This window comes from Acidovorax sp. T1 (genome assembly GCF_002176815.1).
Taxonomy (GTDB): Bacteria; Pseudomonadota; Gammaproteobacteria; order Burkholderiales; family Burkholderiaceae_C; genus Acidovorax.
Map to the genome: position 1 here is coordinate 1,946,163 of NZ_CP021648.1, position 14,766 is coordinate 1,960,928.

A 14,766-nucleotide genomic window follows, 5' to 3' on the forward strand; every position below is an offset into this window, starting at 1 on the left:
GTTGCGAACTGGAGCCAGGGGCAAACCATAGCGCTTCACGGGCATTGACAGGTAAACCCGCAGGGGCTGGCGCAAAAAATTGCGCTGTTTCATGGTTCCAATTTCGCATTGCGATATTCTGTTGCAAAATAGCCGGGCTGGGCAGGGCGCAAGAAAGCACAATGGTGCGGTTCGATCACTGCTACCGGCTGGGCCACCATCCGGTGGTTTTTTTCAGTCATTTCTTGAAGTAAGCGATGAGTACCCAGCAACCCACCATCATCTACACCCTGACCGACGAGGCACCTCGCCTGGCCACTGCTTCTTTCTTGCCCATCGTGCGCGCCTTTGCTGCGCCTGCGGGCGTCAACGTGACCGAAAGCGACATCTCGGTGGCGGCCCGCGTGCTGGGTGAGTTCCCCGAGTTCCTGCGTGACGACCAGAAGGTGCCCAACACGCTGGCCGCTTTGGGCAAGAAGACCCTGGAGCCCGATGCCAACATCATCAAGCTGCCCAACATCAGCGCCTCGGTGGGCCAGCTCATCGCCTGCATCAAGGAACTGCAGGGCAAGGGCTATGCCGTGCCCGACTACCCCGAAGACCCAAAGAGCGAAGAAGACAAGGCGATCCGCGCGCGCTATGCCAAGTGCATCGGCAGCGCAGTGAACCCCGTGCTGCGCGAAGGCAACTCTGATCGCCGCGCGCCCCGCGCCGTCAAGGAATACGCCCGCAAGAACCCGCACAGCATGGCCGAGTGGAGCCAGGCTTCGCGCTCGCATGTCTCGCACATGCACGCGGGCGACTTCTACCACGGCGAAAAGTCCATGACGCTGGACCGCGCCCGCGATGTGAAGATGGAGCTGCTCACCCCAAGCGGCAAGACCATCGTCCTCAAGCCCAAGGTGTCGCTGCTGGACCGCGAGATCATCGACAGCATGTTCATGAGCAAGAAGGCGCTGCTCGCGTTCTATGAAAAAGAAATCGAAGACGCGCACAAGACCGGCGTGATGTTCTCGCTGCACGTCAAAGCCACGATGATGAAGGTGTCGCACCCCATCGTGTTCGGCCACTGCGTGAAGATTTTCTACAAGGACGCGTTTGCCAAGCACGGCAAGCTGTTTGACGAGCTGGGCGTGAACGTGAACAACGGCATGGCCAACCTCTATGAAAAAGTGGCCACCCTGCCCACCGCCCAGCGTGAAGAAGTCATGCGCGACCTGCACGCCTGCCACGCCACCCGCCCCGAGCTGGCCATGGTCGATTCGGCCAAGGGCATCACCAATTTCCACTCGCCCAACGACATCATCGTCGATGCCTCCATGCCCGCCATGATCCGCAACGGCGGCAAGATGTGGGGCGCAGACGGCCGCCTGAAGGACGTCAAGGCTGTGATGCCCGAATCGACCTTTGCGCGCATCTACCAGGAGATCATCAACTTCTGCAAGTGGCACGGCGCGTTTGATCCCAAGACCATGGGCACGGTGCCCAACGTGGGCCTGATGGCCCAGCAGGCCGAGGAATACGGCTCGCATGACAAGACCTTCGAGATCCCCGAAGACGGCGTGGCCAACATCACCGACCTGGCCACGGGCGAAGTGCTGCTCTCCCAGAATGTGGAAGCCGGCGACATCTGGCGCATGTGCCAGGTCAAGGACGCCGCGATCCGCGACTGGGTCAAGCTGGCCGTCACGCGTGCCCGCAACTCCGGCATGCCCGTGGTGTTCTGGCTCGACGCCTACCGCCCGCACGAAGCGCAGCTGATCACCAAGGTCAAGATGTACCTGCACGAGCACGACACCACCGGCCTCGACATCCAGATCATGAGCCAGGTGCGTGCGATGCGTTACACGCTCGAGCGCGTGGTGCGCGGCCTGGACACCATCAGTGCCACCGGCAACATTCTGCGCGACTACCTGACCGACCTGTTCCCCATCATGGAGCTGGGCACCAGCGCCAAGATGCTGTCCATCGTGCCTTTGATGGCCGGTGGCGGCATGTACGAAACCGGTGCGGGCGGCTCGGCGCCCAAGCATGTGCAGCAACTGGTGGAAGAAAACCACCTGCGCTGGGACTCGCTGGGCGAATTTTTGGCGCTGGCCGTGTCGCTGGAAGACCTGGGCCTGAAAACCGGCAACGCGCAGGCCAAGGTGCTGGCCAAGACGCTGGACGCCGCCACCGGCAAGCTGCTGGACAACAACAAGAACCCCTCGCCCAAGACCGGCCAGCTCGACAACCGCGGCAGCCAGTTCTACCTGGCCCTGTACTGGGCGCAAGAGCTGGCCGCGCAGACCGACGATGCCGACCTGGCAAAGCGCTTTGCCCCGCTGGCCCAGCAACTGGCCGCCAACGAGCAAAAGATCGTGGACGAGCTCAATGCCGTGCAGGGCAAGCCTGCCGACATCGGTGGTTACTACCTGCCCGATCTGGCCAAGCTCGATGCTGTGATGCGGCCCAGCCAGACGCTGAACACGGTGCTTGCCGCCGCTGGCGCCTGAGATCTGAGATGGCAATGGATGGCTGCCCGTGATGCACGGCAGCCATCAACGCTAGCAGCAATGCCGTGCCGTGGGCCAACGCCCGCAGCACGGCATTTTTTTGGGCGGTGCGGATCGGTTGATCTGGATGGTTTCCATCCAGCCTGCCGCTGGTGTTCACGGGGTCCGTAGCAAAGTGGGTGCCGCTAAAATTCAGGCGTTTTACGGATTTTTCAAAACCCGCTGTAGTTCATTCCAACATCCCACCGGAGACACCCGCCATGACCAACTACCAGCACATCCAAGTGCCTGCCGAAGGCCAGAAAATCACCGTCAATGCCGACATGTCGCTGAACGTGCCGGACCAGCCGATCATTCCCTTCATCGAAGGCGATGGCACCGGTGCCGACATCACCCCCGTGATGCTCAAGGTGGTGGATGCCGCCGTGGCCAAGGCCTACGGCGGCAAGAAGAAGATCCACTGGATGGAAGTGTTTGCGGGTGAAAAATCCACCAAGGTGTACGGCCCCGATGTGTGGCTGCCCGAAGAAACGCTGCACGCCGTCAAGGACTACGTGGTGTCCATCAAGGGCCCGCTGACGACGCCCGTGGGTGGTGGCATCCGTTCGCTCAACGTGGCCCTGCGCCAGGAGCTCGACCTGTACGTCTGCCTGCGCCCCATCCAGTATTTCGACGGCGTGCCCTCGCCCGTGAAAGAACCGCACAAGACCAACATGGTCATCTTCCGCGAGAACTCGGAAGACATCTATGCGGGCATCGAGTTTGAAGCCGAAAGTGAAAAGGCCAAGAAGCTCATCAAGATCCTGCAGGACGAGTTTGGCGTCAAGAAGATCCGCTTTCCCAACACCTCGGGCATCGGCATCAAGCCCGTGTCACGCGAAGGCACCGAGCGCCTGGTGCGCAAGGCCATCCAGTACGCCATCGACAACGACAAGCCCAGCGTGACCATCGTGCACAAGGGCAACATCATGAAGTTCACCGAAGGGGGCTTTCGCGACTGGGCCTACGGCCTGGCGGCCAAAGAGTTTGGCGCCGAGCTGATCGACGGCGGCCCCTGGATGAAGTTCAAGAACCCCAGGACCGGCAAGGACATCGTCATCAAGGACAGCATTGCCGACGCCTTCTTGCAGCAAATCTTGCTGCGCCCCGCCGAATACTCGGTGATCGCCACGCTCAACCTGAACGGTGACTACGTGTCGGACGCCCTGGCCGCGCAAGTGGGCGGCATCGGCATCGCCCCCGGCGCCAACATGTCCGACACCATCGCCATGTTCGAAGCCACGCACGGCACGGCGCCCAAATATGCGGGCAAGGACTACGTCAACCCCGGCTCCGAAATCCTCTCGGCCGAGATGATGCTGCGCCACATGGGCTGGGTGGAAGCCGCCGACCTCATCATCAGCGCGATGAAAAAGTCAATTGCCAGCAAGAACGTGACCTATGACTTTGCCCGCCTGATGGAGGGCGCCAAGCAGGTGAGCTGCTCGGGCTTTGGGCAGGTGATGATCGACCACATGTGAAGTAGTCCGCATGCGGACGCATGCGTCCAAATCAAAACCCCAGTGCCTTGAAAGCATTGGGGTTTTTTTGTCCCCATGTGTCCGCAGGCCGTGTCGGGCCTGCGGGTCGGCACCGGCTACACGGGCCGCAGCGACGACGGTGCGCTGCTGGGGCAGAACTTTCTGCGGCATTTTGATGTGGAAATGGGTCGGGACCGTATGGAGCTGCGAAATAGAGAAGGTTAACTTGTTGTTTTGTAATGATTTTCGGTGTAAAAAAGAAAAATATATAAAAGTGCCGAAATGCAAGAACTCAGCCCCTCTATCGCACGCCAGTACATCGACGCCGTGGCCGCCTTCGAAGCCTGGGAAGAAGCCGTGCAGGAAGCGCAGCAGGTGCGTGGCGGAATGTATTGGCACGCGGGACCGCCCTCGGCCCCTGAAGCGCGCTACCTCGTGCGCACCACGCCGACCGGCGCCGAAACCAGCCTGGGGCCCCGCACGCCCGAGAATGAGGCCATCTACGAACGTTTCATGCGCCGCAAGCAGGAAAGTGCCGAACGCATGGCAGGCCTCAAGGCCGCATTGGACCTGCACCGCCGCCTGAACCGCGCCCTGCGTGTGGGGCGCGTGGAGCCACTCATCGTGGATTTGCTGGCCCGCCTGGCGAGCACGCAACTCGCGCCGCACTTCCGTGTCGTGGGCACCAACGCGCTGTATGCGTACGAAGCCGCAGCCGGTGTTCGCCTGGATGCCGACGCCCTGGCCACGCGCGATATCGACCTGCTGTGGGACACGCGCAAGCGCATCCAGTTCGCTACCCAGCTGGCGCGGGTGGACAGTTCCATGCTGGGCGTGCTGAAAAAGGTGGACAGCACCTTCCGCATCCGCAAAAGCCAGAAGTACACCGCCGTGAATAAGGATGGCTTCGAGGTGGACATCATCCGCCGCGAGCGCGCGGGGGACGACCCTCACCCCATCAAGCTCAGCGATGACGACGAAGATTTCTGGGTCGCCCAGGCCCGCCGCGCCAACGTACTGCTCGACGCACCGGGATTTTCGGCCGTCATCGTGGCGACGAACGGCACCATGGCGCGGATGAGCACCATCCACCCGGCCACCTTTGTGGCATTCAAGCGCTGGCTGGCGGATCAGCGTGACCGGGATGCGCTCAAGCGGCGGCGCGATGGATTGCAGGCCGATATGGTGCAGCGGATGGTGGATGAATATCTGCCGCTGCCCTGAATGTGGTGCAGCTGCCGTGGGCCATGTGCTTGCCGGGCCTGGGTTTGGAAGTTATGAGGGGATTGGCAGGGGGTCGATACAAAATTCGGTCGGCATCAATTTTCATCTGACCCCGTTTTCTGATTAATTAGAATCTGACCCCAGTTACTGCTCGCTGATTTACTGAGTGTTAAAGTTTTTTATTACTTTGTACTTTATCTGTGTATTTGTTGCTTCAATTATTTCAATTTTTGCTCCGGCATAACCTATGATTCCGCCTTCATTCATATCATATTCTGCGTCTGTGTTGAATGCTGCGCGAGCCATGTCGTTGCTAAACTCTCTGTAGCTTATCTTTAATTTATTGCCGACTCTGCCGCTGTAAATAAGAGTTCTTCGAAAGCTTTCATTTGTTATTACTTTTTCCTTGTTTTTTATTGCGTCCAATTTCCCGCAAACGGTTACATCTGTAGGGCGCATAACGCAAAATTCTTCACTACTTTTCATACGCTTAATTGAGGCAGTAGCATCAGGAGTTGACATTATAAGACCTGAATAAATAATAAATCCATTGGAGAAGTTCTGAATAAAATATTCAGCTTGCTCATCCTCGCCAGCCTTGATTAATTTTCCTGGCTTTATTTTGTATGCACTTATGCTTCCTTCGGAATTTATTATTAAATTCTCTCTTTCTATTGCTAGACCCTGATCTAGCAAGGGTTCACCGAGGCCCGCTGCAGTAACTATTTCCAACTCAGGTATGCTAAATCGCTTAACCTCTGGGCTGTAATTGTATTTGACAGTGCTACATCCAATTAGTGCGCCAATTAGGATGAGGCTAGAGGTAAATGAAATTGTGTGCTGATAACATCTGGATAGCATTTCGACTCCTGTTGGTTTTTTAAAAATTCGGACTACGATCGGCATTCATGAAAAGTCGGAACTGCACACTGGACAGTGCCATTTTCCAGAAAACCTGAAGTCTTCAGGGATCGCTGTAAGGCGAATCTTTTGGCCGTTATTGTCATAGCATCCAGTACAAAATAGGCCGCTTTCGCCAGCGAACTTGTAGTCGCCATCATTAAATTCAGGCTTTTGTATTTCAGCTTGATTGATTTTTTGGCTGAGCTTCACCTTCTCTTCGATTGCGTTTGCCAGTTCAGTTTTTAGATTGGCCACTTGGAGTTTAGAGTCAGCGAGTTCCATTGATAGATCTGCAAGCAGCATGCTGAATTCCGCGTTCTCAATCTTTTTGGATAGTGCTCTCAATTTGGATGTGACATCGATAGCATTTTGAATTGAAGCAACTACATCAACCACGATATTTCCTTTCAGAGGCCTAACGCCTTGAGTTCAGCCGGCGCCGTAGGCGGTCGGCTGCGATGAAAAGTTAGGCATTGGCAAAAAATAATGAAGCATCGTCATTTTTTCAACATTCTTCCTACCACACGCCCAAGTGATTTCCCCGCAGACTCTGCAGCTTTGGATGGTCGGCGAATTGCTTCCTGTGAGGTAGTTAATTTTTCCGGGAGATTTTCACGGAGAAATTTCTGAGCCATGGGCGCTGATTTTGGAAGGAGGTTTGTATTTCCGCAAGCTGGACAAGCCTCATGTCGAGTAGTCAGGCGCCAAACTGAGTAGATGATGCCTGGGATGAGAAAGCAAAGCCAAAGAATAACTTCAAGCGCGAAGTGGCCCTTGGTAACTTTGGTTGTTGCACCCACGTGGCCACAATTTGTGCATACGAGGTCATCAGACATAAAAATTCCCCGAAATACTGACTAACGTGCTAGCTCAGGGGCGCGAAGCCGGCTTGCCGGCGAAGCGTCCCTCTGGAGCGGCGGGTTAGCCAGACGACAGCAAGCGGTCACGACCATTTTGAAAGTGTGCGCTCGATACTCGAGCAAAACGATTGAACCTTAACCGCGGTGAGAGATTCTGCTTTGTAAATCGACAACATATCGAATTGGCAACGAGGCGCACAAGTGCCGAATAGAGCCGTCTTGAGCACGCGCCTAACAGGCCGCCGAAGAATCAAGCGGTCGACCCACCACGGAGAGCCAAGGGAAGTAACGGCCAATGCTCTTTTCAGATTGTGAAGACGCGGCTTGATTGGACCAAGATCGGTGGCGTGATCGTAGGCGATACCGGGAGCCCAGATACGATCAAACCAGCCTTTCAGTATGGCGGGAAAGCCAAACCACCAAGTAGGAAAGACAAGCACCAGTGCTTCGGCAGAAAGCAAGCGGTCGATTTGATCCTGAGCAGCGGCAGAACTGAATGTTGGGCTGTAGTAGCTTCGGCGTTCGCTGTCTGTAAGAGCGGGCGAAAAACTGGAAAGATAGAGGTCTTCGATCATCACCTCGTGACCTTCAGCTATCAATGCGGCAATCGCGGACTGTGACATCGTGTGGCACAAGCTGTCAGTGATTGGGTGGGCGATAACGACGAGGCACTTCATGGGTCTGGCTAACGGCCAAGGTAAGCGGCTGGCTGAAAGCCAGTCCGCTTGAGCGCAGAGTTAGACCCGAAGGCCAAAAGGGGGCGCCCAGCCTTGAAGACGGACGCGGCCCATGAAAAAGCGCTGCGCCACGGAAGCGGCGCAGCGCTGCAAGAATGATAGCTGGTGGCGCTTACTGCACAAGCGCTGGAGGCCAAAAAGGCTTGAAACTTGCGCAGTGCAGACAGGCGAAGCCCGGCGCAGCGCCAAAACCCCAAAGGAGAAACCTTTGAGATTGGCGAAGCGCTGGAATAAATGCTGGCCTGCATAAAGCGGAATATGAAGGGACTAACTGGAATTAGACGACTGCAGTTCAACTCGCACTCGTCGGATAAAACAGTGCACGTCGAGTTTTCCCTGGTGTTTTGCGGCTTGCCATCATTTAGGCAAACCTAAAAATTTGCGGTCGAAAAATGACAACGGGTGCTGTAACTACATGCTACAGCACCCGCATTGTGATCGGCTGACAGAAAACCCCAGCTACGCCTGCTTTTTCTGCAGCATCTTGATCACGCTGGAAAAATCCTCCCCGCCATGCCCCGCAATGCTGTGCGCCGCGTAGATCGCGCGCGCCATGCCGCCCAGCGGGGTGCTGGCCTTCACTGCGGTGGCGTTTTCCTGGGATAGCCCCAAGTCCTTGAGCATCAAGTCGGTGCCAAAGCCGCCCGCATAGCCCTTTGAGGCGGGTGCGTTTTCGTGCACGCCGGGGTAGGGGTTGTACTTTTCCAGCGCCCAGTTGCCGCCCGAGCTGCGGCGCATGATTTCGGACAGCACTTTGGGGTCGAGGCCGTTGGCCACGCCCAGGGCGATGGCCTCGCTGGTGCCCACCATCAAAATGCCCAGCAGCATGTTGTTGCAGATCTTGGCGGTCTGGCCTGCGCCCACGGCGCCGGCGTGGAAGATGTTGGCGCCCATTTTTTCGAGCAGGGGGCGGGCGCGTTCGAGCTGGGCGGTGCTGCCGCCGACCATGAAGGTGAGCGTGCCTGCAATGGCGCCGCCGGTGCCGCCGGAGACGGGGGCGTCGATGAAGTCGATGCCTGCGGCTTCAGCGGCCTGGGCCACTTTCTGGCTGGTGGCGGCGGCTATTGTTGAGCTGTCAATCACCAGCGCCCCCTTGGCGATGTGGGCCAGCAGGCCGCTCTGGCCGTTGCTGCCCAAAAACAGCGCTTCCACATGCTGGCTGGCGGGCAGCATGGTGACGATGGCCTCGGCCCCCTGCGCGGCGGCGGTGGCGCTGGCGGCAATGGCCACGCCGTCGGCCGCCAGCTTGTCGCAGGCGGGTTGGGACAGGTCGAACGCCTGGACTTCGTGGCCGGCCTTGTGCAGGTTCAGGGCCATGGGGCCGCCCATGTTTCCGAGGCCAATGAATGCGATTTTCATGCGGTGTCTCCTGGTGGTGATGTGGGTGGTTGATTGGGTTTTGGTATCAATTTGATAGCTACTAGCGCTTGTTGCATAAGCGCTAGAGGCCAAAAATGCTTGAAATCATGGCGCATCGTCGTCGAAGATGCTGTGGCGCTGGCCCTTGCGGGTTTTCGGTGCTGAGGGCGGCTGCGGGGCTGCTGCCGCCCGTTTACGCGCTGGCGTGGCCTTGGCTTGCGGGTTGTAGGCCAGGGCTTCGCGCAGCCAGAAATTCCACTGCGCACGCGTGGCGTAGCCGTTGGGCTCAATCCAGAAGTAGCCCTGCATCTTGCCTTCGGGCGACAGCTCGCGCGTGTTCTGCATTTCCTGAAACTCGGCGTGCCGCCCCGGTGGCAGGCGCACCAGCAGTTCGTCGCCTTTGACGCCGATGCATAGCTTGCCGTCCACAAAAAAGCAGTAGCTGCCAAACAATGTGCGCTCCTGCACATCGCTGCGCTGCGCCAGCGCGGCGCGCACGGCGTCGATCAGGTGCAGGGTTTCGTCGCTGAGGGGGCGGGCGGGCATGGTTCAGATGCAATGGGCCGCTGGCGCTTTATGGATAAGCGCTAGCAGCTACGAAAACGCTAGCGAATGGCGTCGGGCGCATCGCCTTCCAGCATGCGCCGCGCAATGATGACGCGCATGATTTCGTTGGTGCCTTCCAGGATCTGGTGCACGCGGGCGTCGCGCAGCAGGCGCTCCAGCGGGTATTCGCGGATGTAGCCGTAGCCGCCGTGCAGTTGCAGGGCCTCGTTGACCACGGTAAAGCCGGCATCGGTGGCGAAGCGTTTGGCCATGGCGCAGTAGGTGGATGCGTCGCGCGCACCGGCGTCGAGTTTGCTGGCGGCCAGGCGCACCATCTGGCGGGCGGCGACCAGCTCGGTGGCCATGTCGGCCAGCTTGAACTGCAGCGCCTGAAAGCTGGCGATGGGTTTGCCGAACTGTTTGCGGTCTTGCATGTATTGCTGGGCGGCGTTGAGCGCGCCTTGCGCTGCGCCCACCGAGCAGGTGGCGATGTTGATGCGCCCGCCGTCCAGGCCTTTCATGGCGATCTTGAAGCCCTCGCCCTCGCGGCCCAGCAGGTGGTCGGCGGGGATGTGCACATTGTCAAAGCTGATGGTGCGCGTGGGCTGGCTGTTCCAGCCCATCTTGTGTTCTTTTTTGCCGTAGGTGATGCCAGCGCTGTCTGCGGGCACCACAAAGGCGCTGATGCCGCCCGCGCCGGATGCCGCGTCACCGGTGCGCGCCATCAGCACCAGCACATCCGTAGCCCCTGCGCCGCTGATGAAGGCCTTGCTGCCGTTGAGGATGTATTCGTGGCCCACCAGCTCGGCCCGGGTCTTGAGCGAGGCCGCGTCCGAGCCCGCGCCGGGCTCGGTGAGGCAGTAGGAGGCAAGTTTTTCGCCCGTGGTCAGCAGCGGCCCCCAGTGGTTGCGCACGGCGGGGGTGGCCCAGGTGCCCAGCATCCAGGTGGCCATGTTGTGGATGGTGATGAAGGCCGTGGTGCTGGGGTCGATGGCGGCCATTTCCTCAAACACCAGCGTGGCGTCCAGCCGGGGCAGGGCCAGGCCGCCAGCGTTTTCTGGCGCATACAGGCCGCAAAAACCCAGCTCGCCCGCCTTGGCAATGGCTTCGCGCGGGAAGATGCCCTCGGCATCCCACTGCGCCGCGCAGGGCGCCAGCTCGGCCTGGGCAAAGTCGCGCGCGGTCTGGGCAAAGGCGCGTTGTTCTTCGGTCAGCTCGAAGTCCATGCGGGCGGCCTCCTGATACTCTTGTTTTAATAGCTGCTAGCGCTTGCTGGATAAGCGCTGCAGGCACTTTTGGCTGTTATTCGTTTACGCGCCCGCGCTGGCGTAGGCGCGGGGTAGCGTCTTACTTCAAGCTGATGGTGGTGTTCACGCCCTGGCTGGTGGTGCTGTCGTCAAACCAGCGGGCCGTCACCGTTTTGGTCTGGGTGTAGAACATGATGACCTGCTTGCCGTAAGGGCCCAGGTCACCCAGCTTGGACGCGCGCGAACCCGTGAACGAGAACAGCGGCACGGGCACGGGGATTGGCACGTTGATGCCGACCTGGCCCACATCGATCTCTTCCTGGAACTTGCGCGCTGCAGCGCCGCTTTGCGTGAAGATGGCGGTGCCGTTGCCGTTGGGGTTGGCGTTGATGAACTCGATGGCTTCATCCATGTCCTTGGCGGGCACCAGCGCCAGCACGGGGCCAAAGATCTCCTGGTCGTAAATGGCCATGCCGGGCTTCACGTTCGAGAAGATCGTCGGGCCCACGAAGTTGCCCTTTTCATAGCCGGGCACCACGGGCTTGCGGCCATCGAGCTCTAGCGTGGCGCCGTCGGCAATGCCGCGTTCGATCAGGCCTTCCACGCGGGCGAGGGCGGCGCAGGACACCAGTGGGCCCACATCGGTGCCCTTGTCGGTGCCGCCGCTCACCTTGAGCGTCTTGGCCTTGGCTACCAGATCGGGAATCCACTTTTGCGCTTCGCCCACCAGCACCACCACGGGCAGCGCCATGCAGCGCTGGCCAGCCGCGCCAAACGATGCACCGGCAATCGCGTTGAGCGTTTGCTCCTTGTTCGCGTCGGGCAGGATGATGGCGTGGTTCTTGGCGCCCATCATGCATTGCGCACGCTTGCCAGCCAGCGTGGCGCGGTTGTAAACATGGGTGCCGACCTTGGTCGAGCCCACGAACGACACGGCCTTGATGTCCTTGTGGTCGCAGATCGCGTTCACGGCCATTTCGCCGCCGTGGATCACGTTGAGCACGCCGGGTGGAATGCCCGCTTCGAGCGCCAGCTCGACCAGGCGCATGGTCACCATGGGGTCTTGCTCGGAGGGCTTGAGCACGAAGGTGTTGCCCGTGGCAATCGCCATCGGGAACATCCACAGCGGGATCATGGCCGGGAAGTTGAACGGCGTGATGCCTGCGCACACGCCCAGCGGCTGCAGCAGGGTGTAGGTGTCCACGCCACCGGCCACGTTGTTGGCCAGCTCACCGAGCTGCAGGTTGCCGATGCTGGCGGCATGCTCGACCACTTCGAGGCCGCGGAACACATCACCTTCGGCATCCGGCAGGGTCTTGCCTTGCTCTGCCGTGAGGATGGCGGCCAGCTCGGCCATGTTTTCACGGATCAGCTGCTGCAGTTTCAGGAAGATGCGGGCGCGCGCGCCGATGGGTGTTTTCTTCCAGGTCTTGAACGCTTCCTTGGCCGAGGCCACGGCGGCGTCGATTTCTTCGGCTGTGGCAAACGGCACACGGGCCAGCACCTCTTGCGTGGCGGGGTTGACCACGTCGCGCCACTCGGTGGTCTTGGACTCGACAAACTGGCCGCCGATCAGCAGCTTGACGGTGGGGGCCAGGGTGGCCACGTTGGTGGGTGCGTTCATGGGCTTGTCTCCTGAAGGTGTTGCCAAAGCGCGGGCCAGAAGCCCGAAACCCCGCCATGGTAGCTGTGCGAAATTGTCAGCACAATAGACAATGGTGCGCATGTGGTTTGCAAAAATGCACATCGCTGAACCCCATCAACCCGAAAGACCACCCCATGGACTGGGACAACCTGCGCTACTTTCTGGAACTGGCCCGCGCCGGCACGCTGGTGGGTGCTGCGCGGCGCCTGGCGGTGGACCACACCACCGTGGCGCGGCGCATTCAGGCGCTGGAAAAGCAGGTGGGTTCGGCCCTGTTTGCGCGCGAAGCCGGCGGCCACCGGCTGACCGAGGCCGGGCGCGCGCTGCTGCCCCAGGTCGAGGCCATGGAGGCCGCCTTTCTGGCCGTGGAAAATGCCGCGCCCGGCGTGCGCCAAGGCCTGCACGGCCTGGTGCGCATCGGCACCACGGAGGGTTTTGGTAACCTGATCCTGGCGCCGCAGCTGGCCCGGTTTGCACTGGACCACCCGGGGCTGGTGGTGGACCTGCTGGCGCTGCCGCGCCTGGTGCACCTGTCGCGGCGCGAGGCGGACATCGTCATCTCGCTGGAGCGCCCGGCGCGCGGCGCGGTGCTGGTGGTCAAGCTCACCGACTACGTGCTGCAGCTTTATGGCACGCGCAGCTACCTGCAGCGCCATCCCCCCATCCGCACGGCCGACGACCTGCGCGGCCACACCTTCATCAGCTATGTGGACGACCTGCTGTTCAGCAAAGAGCTGCAGATATTGGACGAGCTGCACCGCCCCGCGCACTTTGCGCTGCGCAGCACCAGCATCCTGGCGCAGTACGAGGCCGCGCGCGCTGGCGCGGGCCTGGCGGTGCTGCCAGCGTTTGTGGCGGCGCAAGACCCGGCGCTGATCCCGGTGCTGCCGGGGGTGGCGCGGTTTCAGCGCACGTTCTGGATGTCGATGCCGGGCGACAACAAGCATGTGGCGCGCATGCAGGCGACCTGGGTTTTCCTGCGCGAAGCGGTGGCGGCGCAGCAGGGGGTGCTTATGCCAGACACGAGTGCTACATAATTAATAGCTATTGGCGCTTGATGCTGTTGCGCTCAAGGCGTTTTTCATTGGGTTCCGGCCATCCATGGCGTCTTTGCCGGATTGGGCAACCGTTCGTACGATCTGCACCCTGGCTCGCAGCGCAACTCGCGCTGCGGTCTGCAACGATGCAATGGAGGTGAGCCTCACCTACATCAAGGGCCTGCGGCTATGCCCAGTGGGCGCAGCCACTCATGAATGTCCTGATGGATGGCGTGGCGGGCATCTCGGATTACCAGGCGCAGCAACTGCTGGACGACCGCTATCACTGCTTGCAGATCGTGTTCGACCCGAGTGAGACGATCGCGCTCGACGCTGTGGACAAGCTCGACCGCATGGACGAGATTGCGAAGGCGCACCCACTGGATGCCGTGGCGCCGCACGCCAACGCCAACAACCCCGTCAGCACGGTAGAGTGGATTCGCACCGTGTGGCAGTGAAAGTTGGCCCGCCATCCGCCAGTGACCCTGCGCACAGTCATTGCAAGCGCGCAAGCGGCGAAGGCATCGCCAATGCGACGGTGTGACAAAGACAGGGCGGCGTGCGCCCACGGTTCACCTGGCTTGCGTCAGATCTTGCCCATCAGCAGCAGGATCACCAGGATCAGCACCACCAGCCCGATGCCACCGCTGGGCCCGTAGCCCCACGAGCGGCTGTGACCCCAGGTAGGCAGCGCGCCCACCAGGATGAGGATCAGGACGATGAGAAGAATCATTGAAATGGACATGGCAGTTCCTTATGGGGTGGATGTCTGCATTCTTCTCAGGTTTGGGCCCCACCCAAGCAGGCCCATGGCCTGAGGGCGCGTCAGCCATTGCCGATAGCGCGTGTGGGAGCGCCTCGCTGGTGGTCAACTGCGCCAACCATGGCGGCTTAGCGACGGGTGTGTGGCGGGTGCTATTAAATATAGAGCTGCTGGCGCTTGCCAAGTAAGCGCTGGCAGCTGTTTTTGCTGAAATTCACGGCGACTCTGCGCCATGGACCCACTGCATCAGTGCGCGCCACCCGCATCCACCTCCGCCCCACCCGTCGCGCGGGTGGGGCGTTTGGTCAGCCAGGCGTGAGCAGGATGGCAAACACCCTCACCGGTGCCAGTGCCATGCCGGCCGAGGTGGTCAGCGCAGCAAGGCCACCGAACCCGCGCTGGAATGCCTGGCGACGGCAGCGTGAACCCGTTGGCCCCTCTGTGTTGGAAG

The 14,766-nt window shown here is 60.2% G+C and carries 16 protein-coding genes; 5 read left to right on the top strand and 11 right to left on the bottom strand.

Annotation, left to right across the window (positions count from 1 at the left end):
* Window positions 1-89 precede the first annotated feature (89 nt).
* Window positions 90-221 carry a hypothetical protein gene (locus CCX87_RS21475; protein WP_257789739.1) on the bottom strand — a complete coding sequence of 44 codons (132 nt, stop codon included), beginning with the start codon at window positions 219-221 and terminating at the stop codon, window positions 90-92.
* 15 nt (window positions 222-236) lie between these two features.
* Between CCX87_RS21475 and CCX87_RS09130 the strand changes: the two genes are divergently transcribed.
* The 3 genes from CCX87_RS09130 to CCX87_RS09145 all read left to right on the top strand — a co-directional run bounded on the left by CCX87_RS09130 (window position 237) and on the right by CCX87_RS09145 (window position 5,218).
* Entirely contained in the window at window positions 237-2,474 is a 2,238-nt protein-coding gene (locus CCX87_RS09130; protein WP_087745675.1) for an NADP-dependent isocitrate dehydrogenase, read from the top strand.
* A gap of 260 nt (window positions 2,475-2,734) precedes the next feature.
* A complete protein-coding gene (gene icd, locus CCX87_RS09135) occupies window positions 2,735-3,994 on the top strand; it encodes an NADP-dependent isocitrate dehydrogenase (protein WP_087745677.1) in 1,260 nt (419 codons plus the stop codon).
* Window positions 3,995-4,276: 282 nt separating this feature from the next.
* Complete coding sequence (locus CCX87_RS09145) at window positions 4,277-5,218, top strand: GSU2403 family nucleotidyltransferase fold protein (RefSeq protein ID WP_087745679.1); 942 nt, start codon at window positions 4,277-4,279, stop codon at window positions 5,216-5,218.
* Window positions 5,219-5,377: 159 nt separating this feature from the next.
* On the opposite strand, the gene CCX87_RS20785 is transcribed toward CCX87_RS09145, so the two are convergent.
* The 9 genes from CCX87_RS20785 to CCX87_RS09180 form a co-directional block, all read right to left on the bottom strand.
* Complete coding sequence (locus CCX87_RS20785) at window positions 5,378-6,124, bottom strand: hypothetical protein (protein WP_143218364.1); 747 nt, start codon at window positions 6,122-6,124, stop codon at window positions 5,378-5,380.
* Window positions 6,125-6,517 carry a hypothetical protein gene (locus CCX87_RS09150; RefSeq protein ID WP_087745681.1) on the bottom strand — a complete coding sequence of 131 codons (393 nt, stop codon included), beginning with the start codon at window positions 6,515-6,517 and terminating at the stop codon, window positions 6,125-6,127. It lies immediately after the preceding gene.
* Between the two features lie 101 nt (window positions 6,518-6,618).
* On the bottom strand, window positions 6,619-6,957 hold the full coding sequence (locus tag CCX87_RS21630; protein ID WP_158211989.1) for a YqaE/Pmp3 family membrane protein: 339 nt from the start codon (window positions 6,955-6,957) through the stop codon (window positions 6,619-6,621).
* Between the two features lie 107 nt (window positions 6,958-7,064).
* Entirely contained in the window at window positions 7,065-7,658 is a 594-nt protein-coding gene (locus tag CCX87_RS09155) for an NAD(P)H-dependent oxidoreductase (protein WP_087745683.1), read from the bottom strand.
* Window positions 7,659-7,666: 8 nt separating this feature from the next.
* The gene (locus CCX87_RS09160; protein ID WP_087745684.1) at window positions 7,667-7,966 is read right to left on the bottom strand and encodes a DUF1010 domain-containing protein; all 300 of its coding nucleotides are present in this window, start codon (window positions 7,964-7,966) and stop codon (window positions 7,667-7,669) included.
* Between the two features lie 211 nt (window positions 7,967-8,177).
* Entirely contained in the window at window positions 8,178-9,128 is a 951-nt protein-coding gene (mmsB, locus tag CCX87_RS09165) for a 3-hydroxyisobutyrate dehydrogenase (RefSeq protein ID WP_442857485.1), read from the bottom strand.
* Window positions 9,129-9,182: 54 nt separating this feature from the next.
* Window positions 9,183-9,623, bottom strand: coding sequence for a TfoX/Sxy family protein (locus tag CCX87_RS09170; RefSeq protein WP_087745689.1), 441 nt, complete (start codon window positions 9,621-9,623; stop codon window positions 9,183-9,185).
* A 59-nt stretch (window positions 9,624-9,682) separates the two neighbouring features.
* Complete coding sequence (locus CCX87_RS09175) at window positions 9,683-10,849, bottom strand: acyl-CoA dehydrogenase family protein (RefSeq protein WP_087745692.1); 1,167 nt, start codon at window positions 10,847-10,849, stop codon at window positions 9,683-9,685.
* A 121-nt stretch (window positions 10,850-10,970) separates the two neighbouring features.
* A complete protein-coding gene (locus CCX87_RS09180; RefSeq protein WP_087745694.1) occupies window positions 10,971-12,494 on the bottom strand; it encodes a CoA-acylating methylmalonate-semialdehyde dehydrogenase in 1,524 nt (507 codons plus the stop codon).
* 155 nt (window positions 12,495-12,649) lie between these two features.
* Between CCX87_RS09180 and CCX87_RS09185 the strand changes: the two genes are divergently transcribed.
* Both CCX87_RS09185 and CCX87_RS09190 read left to right on the top strand, forming a co-directional pair.
* Window positions 12,650-13,552, top strand: coding sequence for a LysR family transcriptional regulator (locus tag CCX87_RS09185; protein WP_087748262.1), 903 nt, complete (start codon window positions 12,650-12,652; stop codon window positions 13,550-13,552).
* 212 nt (window positions 13,553-13,764) lie between these two features.
* Window positions 13,765-14,010, top strand: a complete 246-nt coding sequence (locus CCX87_RS09190; protein WP_087745696.1) for a hypothetical protein — start codon at window positions 13,765-13,767, stop codon at window positions 14,008-14,010.
* Between the two features lie 128 nt (window positions 14,011-14,138).
* On the opposite strand, the gene CCX87_RS09195 is transcribed toward CCX87_RS09190, so the two are convergent.
* On the bottom strand, window positions 14,139-14,297 hold the full coding sequence (locus CCX87_RS09195; RefSeq protein ID WP_087745698.1) for a DUF3309 family protein: 159 nt from the start codon (window positions 14,295-14,297) through the stop codon (window positions 14,139-14,141).
* Window positions 14,298-14,766: the final 469 nt, after the last annotated feature.